18 protein-coding genes are annotated in these 17,330 nt (G+C 66.1%); 6 read left to right on the top strand and 12 right to left on the bottom strand.

Going from position 1 to position 17,330, the window contains the following annotated elements; genetic code table 11:
• Window positions 1-12: 12 nt before the first annotated feature.
• Genes rlmB through CH285_RS00785 form a run of 5 tightly spaced genes read right to left on the bottom strand, consistent with a single transcriptional unit; the run spans window position 13 to window position 4,085 of the window.
• Window positions 13-996: a 23S rRNA (guanosine(2251)-2'-O)-methyltransferase RlmB gene (gene rlmB / locus CH285_RS00805; protein WP_032373657.1), complete on the bottom strand. Its 984-nt coding sequence runs from the start codon at window positions 994-996 to the stop codon at window positions 13-15.
• Window positions 996-2,411 (bottom strand): cysteine--tRNA ligase, encoded by a 1,416-nt coding sequence (cysS, locus tag CH285_RS00800; RefSeq protein ID WP_032382278.1) that lies wholly within the window; start codon window positions 2,409-2,411, stop codon window positions 996-998. The genes rlmB and cysS overlap by 1 nt, the downstream gene beginning before the upstream one ends.
• A 23-nt stretch (window positions 2,412-2,434) precedes the next feature.
• Entirely contained in the window at window positions 2,435-2,899 is a 465-nt protein-coding gene (gene ispF / locus CH285_RS00795; protein ID WP_027494342.1) for a 2-C-methyl-D-erythritol 2,4-cyclodiphosphate synthase, read from the bottom strand.
• A complete protein-coding gene (gene ispD / locus CH285_RS00790) occupies window positions 2,896-3,561 on the bottom strand; it encodes a 2-C-methyl-D-erythritol 4-phosphate cytidylyltransferase (protein WP_032388290.1) in 666 nt (221 codons plus the stop codon). Before ispD ends, ispF begins: the two co-directional genes overlap by 4 nt.
• 35 nt (window positions 3,562-3,596) lie before the next feature.
• Window positions 3,597-4,085, bottom strand: a complete 489-nt coding sequence (locus tag CH285_RS00785) for a CarD family transcriptional regulator (RefSeq protein WP_027494344.1) — start codon at window positions 4,083-4,085, stop codon at window positions 3,597-3,599.
• A gap of 288 nt (window positions 4,086-4,373) precedes the next feature.
• Here CH285_RS00785 and CH285_RS00780 point away from each other — a divergent pair, with 288 nt between their 5' ends.
• From CH285_RS00780 to disA, 3 genes are all read left to right on the top strand, one after another.
• The gene (locus CH285_RS00780; protein WP_027494345.1) at window positions 4,374-4,982 is read left to right on the top strand and encodes a hypothetical protein; all 609 of its coding nucleotides are present in this window, start codon (window positions 4,374-4,376) and stop codon (window positions 4,980-4,982) included.
• 53 nt (window positions 4,983-5,035) lie between these two features.
• On the top strand, window positions 5,036-6,433 hold the full coding sequence (gene radA, locus CH285_RS00775; RefSeq protein WP_027494346.1) for a DNA repair protein RadA: 1,398 nt from the start codon (window positions 5,036-5,038) through the stop codon (window positions 6,431-6,433).
• Window positions 6,434-6,561: 128 nt separating this feature from the next.
• Window positions 6,562-7,647 carry a DNA integrity scanning diadenylate cyclase DisA gene (gene disA, locus CH285_RS00770; RefSeq protein ID WP_027494347.1) on the top strand — a complete coding sequence of 362 codons (1,086 nt, stop codon included), beginning with the start codon at window positions 6,562-6,564 and terminating at the stop codon, window positions 7,645-7,647.
• 46 nt (window positions 7,648-7,693) lie between these two features.
• Here the strand turns inward: disA and CH285_RS00765 are convergent, their stop codons facing one another.
• The 3 genes from CH285_RS00765 to CH285_RS00755 all read right to left on the bottom strand — a co-directional run bounded on the left by CH285_RS00765 (window position 7,694) and on the right by CH285_RS00755 (window position 10,084).
• Window positions 7,694-8,563: an SCO6745 family protein gene (locus tag CH285_RS00765; RefSeq protein WP_027494348.1), complete on the bottom strand. Its 870-nt coding sequence runs from the start codon at window positions 8,561-8,563 to the stop codon at window positions 7,694-7,696.
• A 15-nt stretch (window positions 8,564-8,578) separates the two neighbouring features.
• Entirely contained in the window at window positions 8,579-9,325 is a 747-nt protein-coding gene (locus CH285_RS00760) for a hypothetical protein (protein WP_027494349.1), read from the bottom strand.
• Between the two features lie 132 nt (window positions 9,326-9,457).
• Window positions 9,458-10,084 carry a carbonic anhydrase gene (locus CH285_RS00755; RefSeq protein ID WP_027494350.1) on the bottom strand — a complete coding sequence of 209 codons (627 nt, stop codon included), beginning with the start codon at window positions 10,082-10,084 and terminating at the stop codon, window positions 9,458-9,460.
• Between the two features lie 121 nt (window positions 10,085-10,205).
• Between CH285_RS00755 and CH285_RS00750 the strand changes: the two genes are divergently transcribed.
• Complete coding sequence (locus CH285_RS00750; protein WP_032386079.1) at window positions 10,206-11,090, top strand: A/G-specific adenine glycosylase; 885 nt, start codon at window positions 10,206-10,208, stop codon at window positions 11,088-11,090.
• Here the strand turns inward: CH285_RS00750 and CH285_RS00745 are convergent.
• Both CH285_RS00745 and CH285_RS00740 read right to left on the bottom strand, forming a co-directional pair.
• Entirely contained in the window at window positions 11,087-11,896 is an 810-nt protein-coding gene (locus CH285_RS00745) for an alpha/beta fold hydrolase (protein ID WP_032382187.1), read from the bottom strand. The two genes, CH285_RS00750 and CH285_RS00745, sit on opposite strands and share 4 nt — an antisense overlap.
• Window positions 11,863-12,639, bottom strand: a complete 777-nt coding sequence (locus CH285_RS00740; protein ID WP_052054738.1) for an alpha/beta fold hydrolase — start codon at window positions 12,637-12,639, stop codon at window positions 11,863-11,865. The genes CH285_RS00745 and CH285_RS00740 overlap by 34 nt, the downstream gene beginning before the upstream one ends.
• A 36-nt stretch (window positions 12,640-12,675) precedes the next feature.
• On the opposite strand from CH285_RS00740, the gene CH285_RS00735 reads away from it, so the two are divergent.
• Window positions 12,676-12,987: an antibiotic biosynthesis monooxygenase family protein gene (locus CH285_RS00735; RefSeq protein ID WP_027494354.1), complete on the top strand. Its 312-nt coding sequence runs from the start codon at window positions 12,676-12,678 to the stop codon at window positions 12,985-12,987.
• Between the two features lie 16 nt (window positions 12,988-13,003).
• On the opposite strand, the gene CH285_RS00730 is transcribed toward CH285_RS00735, so the two are convergent.
• Complete coding sequence (locus tag CH285_RS00730; RefSeq protein WP_141215022.1) at window positions 13,004-15,298, bottom strand: putative bifunctional diguanylate cyclase/phosphodiesterase; 2,295 nt, start codon at window positions 15,296-15,298, stop codon at window positions 13,004-13,006.
• A gap of 173 nt (window positions 15,299-15,471) precedes the next feature.
• The gene (locus CH285_RS00725) at window positions 15,472-15,909 is read right to left on the bottom strand and encodes an OsmC family protein (RefSeq protein ID WP_027494355.1); all 438 of its coding nucleotides are present in this window, start codon (window positions 15,907-15,909) and stop codon (window positions 15,472-15,474) included.
• 94 nt (window positions 15,910-16,003) lie between these two features.
• On the opposite strand from CH285_RS00725, the gene CH285_RS00720 reads away from it, so the two are divergent.
• On the top strand, window positions 16,004-17,203 hold the full coding sequence (locus tag CH285_RS00720; RefSeq protein WP_176458626.1) for a lipase family protein: 1,200 nt from the start codon (window positions 16,004-16,006) through the stop codon (window positions 17,201-17,203).
• Window positions 17,204-17,330 lie beyond the last annotated feature (127 nt).

Raw genomic sequence — 17,330 nt, 5'->3', positions numbered from 1 at the left:
CCCCGCGCAACCTCAGCCTCGACGCTGACGCGCGATGTCGGCCAGCACGACGCCGGCCGCGACGGAGGCGTTGAGCGACTCGACCGGCCCGGCCATCGGGATCGACAGGATGTGGTCGCAGGTCTCGCTGACCAGACGGGAGAGGCCCTTGCCCTCGGAACCGACGACGATGACGACCGGTCCCTTACCGTCGAAGGTGTCGAGGTCGGTGTCGCCGCCTGCGTCGAGGCCGACGACGGTGACGCCCTTGGACTGCCAATCCTTCAGTGTGCGAGTCAGATTGACCGCCCGCGCAATGGGCAGTCGGGCTGCGGCACCGGCGCTGGTGCGCCATGCCACCGCCGACACGCTGGCGCTGCGACGCTGCGGAATTACGACGCCGTGGCCACCGAACGCGGCCACCGAACGTACGACGGCACCGAGGTTGCGCGGGTCGGTGATGTTGTCGAGCGCCACGAGAAGTGCGGGTTCCTGGTGCGTGCGCGCGTTCGAGATCAGATCGTCGGGGTGCGCGTAGCGGTACGGCGGCACCTGCAGGGCGAGGCCCTGGTGCAGTCCGTTGGCGCTGAGCTTGTCCAGATCGGAGCGGGGAACTTCGAGGATGGAGATCCGTGCGTCGCCTGCGCGTTGCACGGCTTCCTTGAGTCGATCGTCGCTGTCGGTGCCGACGGCAACCCACAGGGCGGTGGCGGGCACGCCTGCACGCAGGCACTCGACGACCGGGTTGCGCCCGAGTACCACCTCGGGACCGTCTTCTGCCTTGCGTCCGGCCGGACGTCCACCCGCGCGTCCTCCGGTGGTACCGCCACGGTTCTGCGCGGACTTCTCGGCGAGCTTGGCCCGACGCGCTGCGGGATGCTTGGTGCGCTCGGAGGCGGGGGGTGTTGCGCCGCGGCCCTCGAGGCCCTTACGACGCTTGCCTCCGGATCCGGCGACCTGACCCTTCTTGGTGCCGTCCTTGCGGATTGCGCCGCGCCTACTCGAATTGCCTGCCATCACAAACCTGCTTCGTCGGTCTTGCTCGTACCCAGCGACCATTCGGGCCCGTTGGGTGTATCTGTCACATCGACTCCGGCTTGCGCCAGTCGATCGCGTATCTCGTCGGCGACGGCCCAGTCCTTGGTCGCCTTCGCCGTTGCTCGACGCTCCAGCTCGGCCTCGACGAGAACGCCGAGTGCACCGAGAGCTCCTGCGTCCGAACCACTGTCGCTCGACCAGTGCGGATCGAGGGGGTCGACACCGAGGATGTCGAGCATCGCCCGCACGCTGCCCGCATGCTCCACGGCTGCCGGTAGATCACCGGACTCGAGGGCGGTGTTGCCGAGGGTGACGGTGGCGTGAATCTCGGCCAACGCTTTGGGCACACCGAGATCGTCGTCGAGAGCCGCGGCAAACCCGGCGGTCCACTTGCCCATCGGTACGTCACCGGCACGTTCGACGGCTCGCCGGACGAACCCTTCGATGCCCCGGTACGTCACCGCCGCGGTCTCGAGCGCAGTGTCGGAGTATTCCAGCATCGAGCGATAGTGCGCGCCACCGAGGTAGAACCGAAGTTCTTGCGGCCGAACCTTTTTGAGCACGTTGGGTACCGAGAGGACGTTGCCGAGAGACTTGGACATCTTCTCGCCGCCCATCGTCACCCAGCCGTTGTGCAGCCAGTAGCGCGAGAAGCCGTCGCCGGCCGCCATGGATTGAGCCCGCTCGTTCTCGTGATGCGGAAACACCAGATCGAGTCCGCCACAATGGATGTCGAAGTCCGCGCCGAGGTACGTCTCCGCCATCGCCGAGCACTCGAGATGCCAGCCGGGACGGCCTGGACCCCACGGCGTCGGCCACGAGGGCTCGCCGGGCTTGGCACCCTTCCACAGTGTGAAGTCGCGAGGATCGCGCTTGCCCTCGGCAACGCTCTCGCCCTGGTGTACGTCGTCGAGCTTGTGACCGGACAACGCGCCGTAACTCGGGAAACTCTGCACGTCGAAGTACACGTCTCCGCACGAATCGGCGTACGCGTGGCCACGCTCGATCAGCCGCTCGATCATCTGGACCATCTGAGTGATGTGGCCCGTCGCACGCGGTTCGGCGGACGGCGGCAGCACACCGAGTCGGTCGTAGGCCCAGGTGAACGAACGCTCGTACGTTGCCGCCCACTCCCACCACGGACGACCGGCGTCGCGCGCCTTGTTCAGGATCTTGTCGTCGATGTCCGTCACGTTGCGAACGAAAGCGACGTCGTAGTCGTGTGCCAACAGCCAGCGGCGCAGGACGTCGAACGCCACTCCGCTGCGTACGTGGCCGATGTGAGGCTCACCCTGCACCGTTGCCCCACACAGGTACACCGATACATGGCCAGGGACCAAGGGGGTGAATTCCCGCAGGGCCCTCGTCTCGGTGTCGTGTAGGTGAAGGGTCACGACCAGCAATGCTACCGGTGGTTTTACCTCGTCATGACAAGTGCGGTCGCGACGGCCGCGATTCCTTCGCCGCGACCGGTCAGCCCGAGCCCATCGGTGGTGGTCGCGGACACCGACACCGGGGCACCGAGCACACCCGAGAGAACGTCCTGCGCCTCGACGCGGCGCGGTCCGATCTTGGGCCGATTACCGATGATCTGCACCGCAGCGTTGCCGACCGCAAACCCGTCGGCGTCGAGCAACCGTCGTACCTCGGTCAGCATCGCGGCTCCACTGACCCCGTCCCACTCCGGACGCCCGGTACCGAAGACCGACCCCAGATCGCCCAGGCCCGCAGCGGACAGCAGGGCGTCACACAGCGCGTGCGCGGCGACGTCGCCGTCGGAGTGGCCCTCGAGACCGTCCGCGTCCTCGAAGAGCAGTCCGGCCAGCCAGCAGGGTCGGCCGGGAGCGATGGGGTGGACGTCGGTGCCGATGCCGACTCTCATAGGAGCGCCTCTGCCAGTAGTAGGTCGTGCGGAGTGGTGATCTTGAATGCGAGGGCGTCCCCGACGATGGTGTGCACCGTCTCGCCTATCCGCTCGACCAGTCCCGCATCGTCGGTCGAGATGTCGGTAGCTGCGGCATAGGCACGACGCAGGACGTCGGCGTCGAAGCCCTGCGGGGTCTGGACCGCACGCAGACTCGCGCGATCGGGCGTGCCGACCACAGCGCCCATGAGGTCGACTTCCTTGACGGTGTCGACGACGGGCAGCACCGGGATGACCGCTGGTCGTCCCGCTCGGACCTCGGCGACGACGCGGGCGATCAACGCGGGCGGCGTGAGAGCGCGAGCGGCGTCGTGGACCAGCACGACGGAAGCGTCTCCGACGACGGCGAGACCGGCGCGCACCGAATCGGTGCGTTCGCGGCCGCCTGCCACGACGATGACGTCGTCGCCGACGAGCCCGCGGGCCGCGTCGAGCAGATCGACGGGCACGATGACGACGATGCGGTCGACGGCACCCGAGGCACGCAGTCCGTCCACGGATCGCGTGAGAAGAGAGTCGGTACCCAGACAGACGAAAGCCTTCGGCTCGTCGTGTCCGAGCCGAAGGCCTTTACCTGCTGCGGGTACCAGGGCGACAACGTCGCCGGCGGTACCGTTCACGCTACGTAGCTGCTCATTCTGCGAAGCTGCACACTCTACGAAGCGGTGGCGAGAACTTCGTCGAGCATGGTGTCGGCCTTGGCCTGGTCGGTTCCCTCGGCCAGTGCCAACTCGCCGACGAGGATCTGACGCGCCTTGGCGAGCATCCGCTTCTCGCCTGCCGACAATCCACGATCCTGTTCGCGACGCCAGAGATCACGAACGACCTCTGCCACCTTGTTCACGTCACCGGAAGCCAGCTTCTCCAAGTTGGCCTTGTAGCGACGCGACCAGTTGGTGGGCTCTTCGGTATGCGGTGCGCGCAGCACCTGAAAGACTTTGTCGAGGCCTTCTTGCCCGACGACATCGCGAACGCCGACGTACTCGGCATTGTCCGCGGGGACTCGAACGGTGAGGTCGCCTTGCGCGACCTTGAGAACCAAGTACTCTCTCGGTTCACCCTTGATGGTGCGTGTCTCTATCGCTTCGATCAGCGCCGCTCCGTGATGGGGGTAAACGACGGTGTCTCCGACCTTGAAAATCATGTGACAAGTGCCCCTTTCGATTTATCCAGAATACCACGCCCAATATCAACGGCGCAGGTCAGGGGCACAGTGCTGCCGAATCAGGGGTTGACACAGACCGTTCGACGTGTATCCGATGCCACATTTCGGCCGCGGTCGTAACACCCCCGTTCCGTGCGGAAGGCTGCCCTACCTGGCGCATCGTGAGCAGTGGCGGACCCCACGAGCGGTCGGTGGACGAGAACTACTACTCTGCCTAGTGGACGAGATGGACCGAGCCGGCCCGGCACCACATGGAGGACGACCGAAGTGACTGCAATCGACGCTGCGACACCGCTTGGCCGCCATCGCAGAACGGCCGCCGCCCTCGCGCTTCTCGCTGGTGGCACCCTCGTACTCACCGCCTGCGGCGCAGGTCAGATCTCGCAGACGGCCACTCAGGTCGCGGCGGTCAACGGCAATTCCGTCGACGTCGGAGACATCCAGCTTCGCAACGTGCACGTCGTGTACCCCTCCTCCGAGGAGTACAGCATCGAGCCCGGCGGCACCGTCGAGCTCGGCTTCACGGCCATCAACGCCAACCCCGCCGTGGCGGACGAGCTGACCGGGATCTCCTCTCCCGAGGCTCAGGTCACCATCGTCGACGAGGCAGAACCGGGCAGCACCGAGATCGCTCCGCTGACCGCGCTCGGTGCCGGATCACCCGCCGACACGCAGCTGGACGATCCTCTGCTTCCGATCCAGCTCATCAAGGTCGAGATGGCCGACATCAGCGAGAACGTGCGCCCGGGCCTGACGCTGCCGGTCACCTTCGAGTTCGCGAATGCGGGCGATGTTGTCGTCAACGTCCCCGTCGACGCCGGTCACGAACTCGAGCGCTCCGAAGAGGCAGTCTCCGAGCACAGCGGCGGGCACTGACCCCTCCGTACGAGGTCACCGGACCTGTCGGTGCCGATCGTTAGGCTTCCGACGTGGTCAAACTGAAGTCGAGCTACCGCTGCTCCGCGTGTCATCATTCGGTCTCCAAGTGGGTCGGCCGGTGTCCCGAATGCGGCGACTGGGGCTCGATGGACGAGGTCCAGGCCACCGCGGCACCACTCACGTCGCGCGCAGGTGCATCGGCGCTCCGCTCGGGCGGCGGTGCCATGATCCCGACGACGCCCGCAGCTGCACTGACGACCATCAGCAGCGCAACCTCGCAGGCGAACACCACCGGCATCGACGAGTTCGATCGTGTCCTCGGCGGCGGCCTGGTCCCCGGTTCGGTCGTTCTGCTGGCCGGCGAGCCGGGCGTCGGCAAGTCGACGCTGCTGCTCGAGGTGGTGCATCGGTGGGCTCGTTCGGCTCCCGACCGCCGCGCGCTCTACGTCACCGGCGAGGAATCGGCAGGGCAGGTTCGGCTGCGAGCCGACCGTACCGGCGCGGTGCACGAGCGCGTCTTTCTCGCCGCCGAGTCCGATCTGGCAACCGTGTTCGGACACGTCGAACAGGTCAAGCCCAGCCTGCTGATCGTCGATTCGGTGCAGACGATGCTGGCCGCCGACGTCGACGGCGTCATCGGCGGTGTCACTCAGGTCCGCGCCATCACCAGTGCGTTGACCACGCTGGCCAAGACCACCGGAGTCGCCGTTCTGCTCGTGGGGCACGTGACGAAGGAAGGCGCGGTGGCAGGCCCGCGCTCGCTCGAACACCTCGTCGACGTGGTCCTCAACTTCGAGGGCGACAAGCACTCCACGCTGCGCATGATTCGCGGCGTCAAGAACCGGTTCGGCGCCTCGGACGAGGTGGGCTGCTTCGAGTTGCGGGAGACCGGAATCGTCGGCATCAGTGACCCGTCCGGGCTGTTCCTGCATCACCGCAACGACGCCGTCCCCGGGACCGCCGTCACCGTCACGATGGACGGCAAGCGGCCGCTGCTGGCCGAGTTGCAGGCACTGATCGTCGACACCGCCATGCCGTCACCGCGACGTGCGGTCAGCGGACTCGATCACGCCCGTGTCGCGATGATTCTGGCCGTACTGGAACGCCGGTGCGGGGTGAAGGTGTCCAAGGCCGAGGTCTACGCCGCGACGGTCGGCGGGATGCGCACGAGTGAGCCGTCCGCAGATTTGGCTCTGGCGGCTGCGGTGGCGTCGGCGGTGCGTGATCAACCGTTGCCCGCAGGAATGGTGATTCTGGGGGAAGTAGGGCTCGCCGGCGAGGTACGACGCGTCGCCGGGCTCGGGCGCCGCCTCGCCGAGGCAGCCAGACTGGGGTTCAACTACGCCATCGTCCCCGAGGACGCGGGCCCCATCCCGCCCGGCATCAAGGTCAAAACCGTCACCAACGTCGGTGAGGCCCTGACGTACACGCGTATGCGGCCGGTATGACACCGGGCGGTACCCTTTACGGCGCTGCCCGTGTGCAACGGCGTGGCCCGCATTCGGCGGCGCGTTAGTCTTTGTTGGGCACGAGCTCCAGATCTGCCGCATGCCGTTACGACACGAGGGGGTTGGCCATGGAAGGCGCCGCGCAGTCCCCGGCGTTACGCGAGACCATCGCTCGACTGGCACCGGGCACCGCCCTGCGGGACGGTCTCGAGCGAATCCTGCGCGGCCGCACCGGCGGATTGATCGTCCTGGGCTACGACGAAGAGGTCGAGGCCATCTGCGACGGCGGGTTCGAGCTCGATGTCGAATTCGCGCCGACACGACTGCGCGAGCTGTCGAAAATGGATGGCGCAGTAGTGCTTTCGACCGACGGGCAGCGCATCGTTCGGGCCAATGTTCAGCTCGTCCCGGACCACAAGATTCCTACCGTCGAATCCGGCACCCGACACCGCGCAGCCGAGCGAACCGCGATGCAGACCGGGTATCCCGTTGTCTCCGTGAGCCAGTCGATGAGCATCGTCAGTGTCTACATCAGCGGCATCAGGCACGTCGTCGAGGGCTCAGCCACAATCCTCTCGCGCGCCAATCAGGCCGTCGCCACGCTCGAGCGATACAAGGCCCGGCTCGACGAGAACACGCGTCAGCTCTCGGTCGTGGAGATCGAAGATTTCGTGACCCTGCGCGACGCGTTGACCGTCGCCCAGCGCCTCGAGATGGTGCGACGGGTGTCGGTGGAAATCGAGCAGAACGTCCTCGAACTCGGCACCGACGGCCGTCAGCTCGCTCTTCAGCTCGAAGAGTTGTTGGGCGACAACGACATCGACCGTCAACTGATCGTGCGCGACTATCTCGCCGGCAACGAACCGTCGAGCACCACCGGTGTGGAGAAAGCGCTCGCGGCGCTGGACAAGCTGACCGATGTCGACCTGTTGGACCTGACGACTCTGTCCCGGGCATTCGGTTATCCCGCGACCATCGAAGCGTTGGACACCCCGATGAGTCCGCGCGGTTATCGCGTACTGACGCGAGTGCCGCGGTTGCAGTTCAGCCAGATTCACCGACTCGTGGGCGCATTCGGCACTTTGCAGGGCCTGCTGGCCGCAACCGCCGCCGATCTGCAGTCGGTCGACGGCATCGGCGGCCTGTGGGCCAGACACATTCGTGAGGGACTGTCCCGCTTGGCAGAGGCCTCGATCTCCGGGCCCTACGACTAGGAAGCGCTACGACCCTACCCGGGACCACTGGGAGAACCGGTAACCCCTACCGCTTCTTGGTCCCCGGGAGGAAACCAGCGTCGATCACGGCTTTCACGTAGGGCCGTGCGCTCGTGATCAGCTGCTCCGCATCCGGAACGGTCTTCCACACTGCCGAAGCCATGGCGTCGGTGCGCTCCTCGATGTGCCGATCGAGAGCGGTGCCGGCCTCGGTCAACGTCTCCCCCTCGGCAGAAGTGGTGAGCAGTCCCCGGACGGCGAGTCGTTCTGCAGCCGAATCCCATTCGGTCTCGGACCACTGTCGCGTCAGCTGTGTGATGCGCTTGCCGAGCGCTCGACGCCCGGGCTGCGGTGTCGGGCGGACGGCTTCGTGAAATACCGCTGCTTCCGCGGGGTCGAGTTCCGCGTCGATCAACGCGGCGAGGTGGCCGTCGCCCCGCCATTCACGCAGCACAGTGATCGAATGCCACAGGGCGAGATGAGGCACGTCGGGTCGTTCGGTGGAATGCCATGCTGCTGCGAGAGGACGGCCGGCGAAGGACGCCGCGTCGCCGATGCTGCGTAATCGCTCCGCGATGGTCGCGAGATCGGGCTCGGAGGCCAAGGAACCCAATGCTGCGCCGAGGACGGAGTCGAGCAGTGCCCACCGACGATCGGACACCGCATCCAGACCGACGGCCACAGCGGCCGGCCACGCCTGCTCGATCAACACCGGGTTGAAGTTGTAGAACGCAGCCGCGACGACGCTGGGCGCGCACGGACCCATCGGCGCGGCCCGTGCGCCCACGTACCAGGCATGTCCGTCGAGTCCGGTGTCCTCGTACGCAGATCCGAGTTCCGGATTGAAGTACGCGGTCACATGGAAGGGTTCGAGCGTCGTGTAGGCCGCTCGGGCAAGCGCTGTCGGGGTGGTCATGAGATTCGACCGTACTCAGCCGGTGATGTTGAACGGTTCCGGCACGCTCTTGAGCTCGCCGAGCTGCGCGATGGCCTGGTATGCACCGACGCCGACCGGGACGCGCTCTTCACCGCAACCGGGAACCGAGTTGGTGCCCGACCACTTCACCGTGAAGCCGGCCTGCTCACCGGGCTTGAAGGTTCGCAGATCCGACGCAGCGTTCGGGAAGCAGTCGATGTTGGACCAGATGCGCTGATTGTCGAGCGTGTAGACGAGTGCCTGCTGCAACCCGGCACCGACGTCGCGCTGGCACTCCGCTGACCCGATGTTGGTGATCACGACGGTGAACACGGGCTCTTCGCCGAGGCGATAGGTGGCCTTCTCGGGCGTCACCTTGATCGCGAGGGACTGATCCGGGCACTGGTTGGCGATCGCCGGAGCGGGCGCACCACTGGTCGTTGCTGCTGTCGTGCCACCGCCGGCCGCGGAGTCGGTACCGCCGCCCGAACCACCGGACCCACCGGAACCGCCCGATCCCTCACCCGAACCACCGGAGCCACCCGAACCACCGGGCGTGGCAGACGAGCTGGGCGACGGCAGGGCGGACGTGGTCGCCGGAGCTGCGACCCCGGCCGGAGCGGCCTCGGGGTCGTCGGAACGACCGCTGAGCGAGGCGATGAACCACACGATCAAGCCGAGGACGACAACGGCCGCACCGATGGCGAGTGCGCGGCGTCGCCAATAGATTTCGGGAGGCAATGGCCCGGTCGGTTCCAACACGAATCAACCGTATGCGGCCGAAGCCTGGCTATCCCTGAGCCCACGCGGCGTGTCGCACCGGCGAACGGGCTTTCGGGGGCTGCCGGACCGTCAGGCGGGCTGTTCGACCGTTCAGGCGGGCTGCTCGACCGTTCAGGCGGGCTGTTCGCCGATGTCGCCGATGACCTCGCGAAGCTGCGCACGCCCCTTGGACAGCTGGTACGTGAGTCCGACGATCGCCAGCTCGCCGGCTTCGACCTTCTCGGCGACGATGCGCGAACGCTGCATCAGCAGGTTGCCGGTTTCCTGGACGTGGCGCGCCTCGAACTCGTCGACGGCTTCGTGGCCGTCGCGTCGGGCCGAGAGCACCGACGGGGTGACGCGCTCGACGACGTCGCGGATGTAGCCGCCGGGCACGTCACCGCTCTCGAGTGCGTCGACGGTCGCCTGGACGGCACCGCAGTGGTCGTGTCCGAGCACGACGATCAGCGGAGCATTGAGCACCGCGACGCCGTACTCGATGGAGCCCAGAACAGCGGAATCGACGACGTGGCCGGCGGTGCGAACGACGAACATGTCGCCGAGGCCCTGATCGAAGATGATCTCGGCGGCGACGCGTGAGTCGGCGCAGCCGAACAGGATGGCCCCGGGGTGCTGAGCGCTCTCGAGCCGGGCGCGGTCCTCGATACCCTGCGACGGATGCAGGACCTCTCCGGAGACGAACCGTTGGTTGCCTTCCTTGAGTGACTTCCAGGCAGCGATCGGATTCGAAGCAGGCATAGCTCTCATTGTGCACGCGCAGCGGGCTACCGGCGAGTCGGGTGCACGCGCAGAGGGTTACCGGCGAGTCGGGTTCACTACTGTTGGTACCCGTCACAGACACGAGAAGAAGGGCGCACAGTTGCCGATCGATCCCGAGGCCCTGCTCGGATGGTTCGATACCGACGGACGCGACCTGCCGTGGCGTCGTCCGGGAGTGACCGCATGGCAGATCCTGATGAGCGAGATCATGCTGCAGCAGACGCCCGTCGTGCGGGTGGCTCCCATCTGGGAGCAGTGGGTGCAGCGATGGCCGGTCCCCTCGGCGATGGCCGCGTCGTCGCAGGCCGAGGTGCTGCGGGCGTGGGGGAAGCTGGGGTACCCGCGTCGCGCATTGCGTCTGCACGAGTGTTCTCGGGTGCTCGCCGAGGACTACGGCGACGAGGTTCCGCGGGACGTCGATACCCTGCTCGGCCTGCCCGGCATCGGGGCCTATACGGCCAGGGCGGTGGCGACTTTCGCGTACGGCCAGCGAGTTCCGGTGGTGGACACCAATGTTCGACGCGTCGTCGCGCGTGCGTTGCACGGCAACGCCGAGCCTGGAAATCCCTCGACGACAAGGGATTTGGCCGACGTCGAACAACTGCTTCCGGTCAGCGTGCCCCGCGCCGCCCGGTATTCGGCGGCGTTGATGGAGCTCGGTGCGCTCATCTGCACCGCAAAGAATCCGGCGTGCCTGCTTTGCCCACTTCCCGAGTGCGCCTGGATCGAGGCCGGGCGGCCTGCGCACACCGGCCCGGCGAAGAAGGTGCAGAAGTTCGCCGGAACCGATCGACAGGTACGCGGTAAACTGATGTCGGTCCTGCGAGAGAGCACGGGGCCGGTGGAGCGGGCTCAGCTCGACATCGTCTGGCCCACCGACCCAACCCAGCGTGACCGCGCGTTGGACTCACTGTTGACCGACGGCTTGATCGAGCAGACCGAATCGGGCTTGTTCGCGCTGGCCGGTGAGGGTTCGGACAGCTAGGACGCCAGAAACTCCACCAGAGTCGCATTGACCGCGTCGGGTCGTTCGAGGTAGCCGAAGTGGCCCGTATCGGCGATTTCGACGTAGCGCGCACCGGGTATCGCCGCAGCCACTTCGCGGCACTGCTGCACCGGAATGAGCCGGTCGTCGGCAAATCCGACGACGAGCGACTTGGCCGAAATTCGGCGATACGCTATCAATCTGTCTGTGCCGGCACGCATTTCGAGTCCGATCTGCGCCCGCATACCGGCCGTCTTCTTGCCGCCGGAGTATTCGAGCACCGCCAGCCAGTCGCCGATCGCTGCCTCGTCGGCCAAAGTCTTGGGCGAGAAGTTCTGCATCGCAGTCATCGCCGCCCGGTACGAGGCCGGAAGTTCGACTCCGGCGTCGAACAGATCTTTCTCGCCCTTCGTCAACTGCTGACGCATCGTGGTGTTTTTGCCGTAGGTGGCCATCATCACTGCGTGCGACACCAGATCCGGCCGCGCCAACGCCAATTCCTGGGTGACGCGTGCGCCCATCGACGTGCCGACGACGCGCACCTTTCCGCCGCCGAGATGTTCGATCAAGGCGGCGGTGTCTGCGACCAGGTCGTCGAGCGTCATCCCGCGCGCACACTCGGACGACGGTGCGATACCGCGATTGTCGAATGTGACCACGCGATATCCGCTCTTCACCAGCGCGGGAACCTGATGGGTTCGCCAGACGCGGCCCGGGCTTCCCGTTCCCATCACCAGAACCACGAGCGGTCCGTCACCGGTGACGTCGTAGTTCAGGTCGATTCCGTTGAGCTGTGCGAGCGGCATTCGGATGATCCTAGTGTGCGCAGGAACCCCTCGACGGCGTCGCGATACCGCTCCGGGGCTTCGTCGTGAACGAGATGCGCCGCACCCTCGACTCGGACGTACACCGATCCGGGCTTGGCCGAGTGCATTCGGCTCATCTGGCCGGCCGGCGTGATGGTGTGCTCACCTTCGATCAACAGAACCGGAGCACGGACGGCATCCCATTCGTTCCAAAAGTGCCGCGTCCCCCACTCCTGCGAAATGGCCTCGAACGTATCGACGTCACCGTGCAGTCGCCAGCCGTCGTCGCTGAGCTCGAACGAATCCAAAAAGTACTGTCCGGCAACATCTCCGAAGAAGGTGCGTACCGCGTCGGCGTCCGGGAACGGTTGCGGCCACGCCCGGATCATCGCCGCCCAGCCGTCCGCCGTTCGACCGCGAAAGTCCGGCGCGATGTCTTCTACGACGAGCGCGGTGACCAGATCCGGTCGCCGCGCAGCCGCACACCAGCCGTGCAGCGCTCCCATCGAATGACCGACCAGCACACTGGGACCCACCGTTTCGAGGTGCTCGATCAGGTCGTCCACGAACGCCTCTGTCGTCAGTTCGGGCGGCGGAGGCCGACGGTGGCCCGGGGCGTCGTAGGTGTGCACCCGCCCGAATTCTCGGAGCCACGGAATCTGGCGTCGCCACGTCGCCGCACTGCCCATCAGCCCGTGCAGCAGCAGTATCGAACGGCCGGATCCACCCTCGTCGTAGAGCATCACCGCCGAGCATATCGGCGGGGTAGTCTCCCGAGAATGGCCATTGTGAAGATCAACGCGATCGACGTACCCGAGGGCGCAGGCCCCGAGCTCGAGAAGCGCTTCGCCGCGCGTGCCGGAACGGTCGACGGTTCGCCCGGTTTCCTCGGGTTCCAGTTGCTCCGTCCGGTCAAGGGCGAGACACGCTATTTCGTCGTCACCCAGTGGGAGGACGAGGAGTCGTTCCAGGCCTGGTCCGGTGGCCCGTCACGGCAGGCGCACGCCGGTTCCGGCGAGAGCAAGCCGGTCGCGTCGGGCGCGTCACTGTTGGAGTTCGAGGTCGTGCTGGACGTGCCCGCCACCTCGTGACGACGCAGTTCGCCCGTCAGATGGGCTGACGGGCGAGCTCCCACTCCAGTCTGGTGGGCGTATCGGAATCGAGTTTGTGCACGGCGTCGAACAACAGCTCGGCAGGCATCGGGCGACCGAGGTAAAAGCCTTGTGCTGCATCGCAACCCAGCCGACGAAGGGCGTCGAGGGTGCCTGCATCCTCGACGCCCTCGGCCATGATTCGCACACCCAGACTGCGGGCCAGGTCGATGGTCGAGCGAACGATGGACGCGTCGGTGTCGTCGGAGTTCATCTTCGAGACGAACGAGCGGTCGATCTTGAGGGTCTGCACCGGCAAGGTCTGCAGGTACGCCAGCGAACTGTAGCCGGTCCCGTAATCGTCGATGGCCAGAGTCACCCCCAGGTTGCGCAACGCGGTCAACGCAGCCACCGATCGCACCGGGTCGGTCATGGCTGTCGTTTCGGTGACCTCGAACTCCAGGGCGTGCGCCGGTACGGAGTGTTTCGCCAGTGCCGCGGCGACCTGTTCGGTGAGTGTCTCGTCGAGAAGATTCCGAACCGAAAGGTTCACCGAGACAGACAGAGTGATGCCTCGCCGTCGTAGTGCGCTGCACTGCGCGAGTGCCTCGTCCAGTACCAGTGCGGTGATGGCGGGCAACATGCCGGTGCGCTCGGCATCGGGGAGAAACGTCGACGGCCCGATCAGTCCCTCGCGAGGGTGCAGCCACCGCAGCAGAGCCTCGACCCGGTCGACGCTGCCCGACTCGAGATCGAGACACGGCTGGAAGAACACCCGGAGCTGATGGTCACGGATCGCCGTGTCGAGCTCGCCCAACAGTCGCATCTGATCGTGTCGGTTTCGGTCCATGTCGGGCTCGTACAGACCGATGCGAGCATGGCCTGCCTTCGCGGACGTCAATGCCACATGAGCTCGCTGCAACATCGCCTCGCCGTCGACGCCGTTCGTCTCGGACGCCCCCGAACACTCCTCGAACGCCGCTATACCTACCGCCGCGTCGAGGGCGACGTTGATGTCGTGCACGAACATCGTTCTGCTGACCGCGAATTGGAGCCGATGTGCCATGTCGAAAATATCGGTCCTGCCCGGCATCCGACGCATCGCCACGACGAACTGATCGCCTCCCAGCCGCCCCACCAGATCGTCGGACCGCACCGAGGCGACGAGGCGATGGCCGATCTCGCGGAGCACGCTGTCGCCCACGCTGTACCCGAACGTCTCGTTGATCTGAGCGAAACGGTCGATGTCGACCACGAGCGTGAAGACGTCCGATTCGCCGCGCGTGGCGAGCATCGTGTCGAGGCGCTCCCGAAGCAGCCTGCGGTTCCCCAGTCCGGTAACGGCATCCGTTCGTGCCACGTTCTCGAGCACCGAAGCCTGCCTGCGCAGCGTTCCGAGGAAGCAGGCCATCCTGCCGCCGACCAGGGATATGACCAACGCAGAGGACAGCACGATCACCCAACCCCACTGCGCGACGGGCACTCCGCGAGCCAGTTGCACGGCCATGGCCGCCGGGGTGACGGCAACCGCGAGACCCAGACCGACGAATCGTGCTCGCCCGAACCTGAACGGACTGGGCCGCTCGATCCGTGCGACCGCCCGCTCCGGCACGAACAGCGCAACGACTCCGAAGCACACGTAGGCCGCCAGCCACAGCGTGTTCGGGATCAGCGAGCGGTAGAGCTCGACATCGTCCAGCCGAGAGTAGGTGGCGAAGTCGGACACGGTGAGAAGCACTGTGCCGATGGTGGCAGCCACGACCGAGATTCCGGTCGAACGCGTCAACAGATAGAGACTGCCGATGAGAGTCAGCAAGAACGCGTCGATGGTCAGGTAGACGGTCGCAGGCAGGAACGAGAGCATCGAGGCCAATGACCCCGTCCAGTCGCCGGGAACGACGAACATCCACGCGGCCAGACCGACGCCCACTGCGACCACCAGACATTCGAGCAGCTCTTCCAGACCGAAAACGAGCCCGTTCTCGTCGGCCGCACGCGCGAATCCCACAGCGATGATCACGTACCCGGCCAGAAACAGCACGTCCGCGGCCGAGAAGGTCGAGACCCGACCGCCCCCGTACTGCATCAGGGCGACCAAGCCATCGCCCACGCCCCAGCAGCCGACACCGAGGGCCATGTACTTCCATGTGCGCCGATCCGGACCGTTCTCGCGCAGGTACCGATAGACGAATGCCGCCATTGTGGCCAGGACCACGATTGCATAGACGATGTCGCGGGGTAAACCCTGCGGGGCTGCCGCGTGCGCTGCGACAGCGAGGGCACCCAGGCCTAGGAAGCGCGTCCACAACATGGTGGGCACATCCTTCCTAGGCTGGTCGTTACATTCCCCGAAGGTATGCAACAGCCGATCTAACCCGATGCTTGACCTCAATTCGGCACCGAACCATCCGTGGATGGGTCGATTCACGAACTATTTCAAACCTGACGACTGTTCGCCAGTCTCACATCGGGTGATCCGTTCGATCAGCCTTCGAGCGCGGCGTCCAGCGTGATCTCGACACCGGTGAGAGCCTTGCTGACCGGGCAGGTCTCTTTCGCTGCCTGCGCTGCCTTCGCAAACCCGTCGGCGTCGAGACCGTCCACCTCGCCGCGGACGGTCAATTTGATACCGGTGAGCTTGAAACCGGGCTGATCCGGACCGAGCGAGACATCAGCGGTCACTTCGAGACTCTGCGGAGTACCGCCCGCTTCTGCGATCAGCGCCGACAATTGCATCGCGTAACAGCTCGAATGAGCCGCTGCGATCAGTTCCTCCGGGCTGGTGGTGCCGTCGGCGTTCTCGGCGGCACGCTTGGGAAACGACACGTCGAACGTCGCTGCACCCGAACTGGACAGCTCCACCTGGCCGGAACCTTGTTCGAGAGTTCCATTCCATGCGGTGCGTGAGGTACGTGTTGGCATCGAACCGAGTCCTTTCGTCGTCGACCCTTCATAGGGCCGATACTCAGGCTAACGTCGGCGGGGTGACCGGGCCATCGAGTGCGGAGATCTCGAGATGACGAACGAGCGAGCCACCAGTTGCCTGCGGCGAACAGCGATGATCGTGGCGGCGGCGCTCGTCTGGGGTGTCACGCTGTCGGCACCCGTCGTCGCCGATCCCCTGTCGGACTTCTACGACCTGCCGGTGGAATCGACGGGACATTCGCCCGGCGATGTGGTGCGAGTACGACCGATGAACTCGCCCAAAGGTTTCGGGCTCGGCTTCGACATCGAACGAATCCTGTACACCTCCACCGATACGCACGGCCAACCCATGACCGTCTCCGGGTACACGATGACCCCCACCGCACCGTGGCCCGGCCCCGGACCGCGACCGGTGATCGCCTACGCGCCCGGCACATCCGGGATGGCCGATCGATGCGCCGGATCGGCGGTTCTCGGCACAGTCGGGTCGTCCCCCGCCATCCTGCCGTTACTGCTGGCCGGCTATCGCGTCGTAGCGACCGACTACCAGGGACTCGGCACTCCGGGCGGGCACACGTATCTGAACCGTCTGGCCTCGGGACACGCGTTGCTCGACGTAGCGAGAACCGCCGACGATGACGCGCCGGTGGTGCTGTACGGGTACTCGGAGGGTGGGTTCGCCTCGGCCTCGGCGGCCGAACTCGCCAGTGTGTATGCCCCCGAGCTCAACATCGTGGGCGCGTACGTCGGCGCGCCACCCGCGGATCCGACGCTCAACATCGAGCCCCTCGACGGCACCACACTCGGCAGCGCCGTCCTGTTCGCGGTCGACGGCATGATCAACGCCTACCCCGAACGTGCCGACGAGATCCGAAGCGTGTTCGACGCCGACGGCACCGCACTGCTGGACGCCGCGCAGAACTGGTGCAGCACCGACCGTGCGGCGAACGACGCTATCGACACAAGAGCTCTGACCCGCGACGGACGCCCACTCACCGCACACCTGAACGACCCCGGAATCGTCGACGTGATCGATGCGAACACCGTCGGCCGAATCGCACCGAGCATGCCGGTCTACCTGTCGCACGGCGTCGCGGACGACGTCGTACCGATCGAGCAGTCCCGCACTCTGCTCGAACGCTGGCAGGAACTCGGTGCCGACGCCACCTACCGCGAATACGACTTTCCGGTCGTCCCGATAACCGGCGCGAACCATGCACCCGGAGCCCTGGCCGCATACGCCGACATATTGCCCTGGATCGCCGACCTCGTTCACAGAACCGACGCCTGATCTCAGCACCGAAATCAGGGTCTTCGCCGAGGCTTCTGCGCGGCCCGGGCCTGGATCAATGCGCCTTTGTTGCAGTCTGACCGACTGGAACCCACATTGATCCGGGGGGTGGGTGGCGGGCCGGACG

Source organism: Rhodococcus sp. 05-2256-B1, assembly GCF_002258465.1.
GTDB classification, from domain to species: Bacteria; Actinomycetota; Actinomycetes; order Mycobacteriales; family Mycobacteriaceae; genus Rhodococcoides; species Rhodococcoides fascians.
The sequence above is the reverse complement of the archived record's forward strand: the minus strand, read 5'-3'. Positions and strand labels throughout refer to the sequence as shown.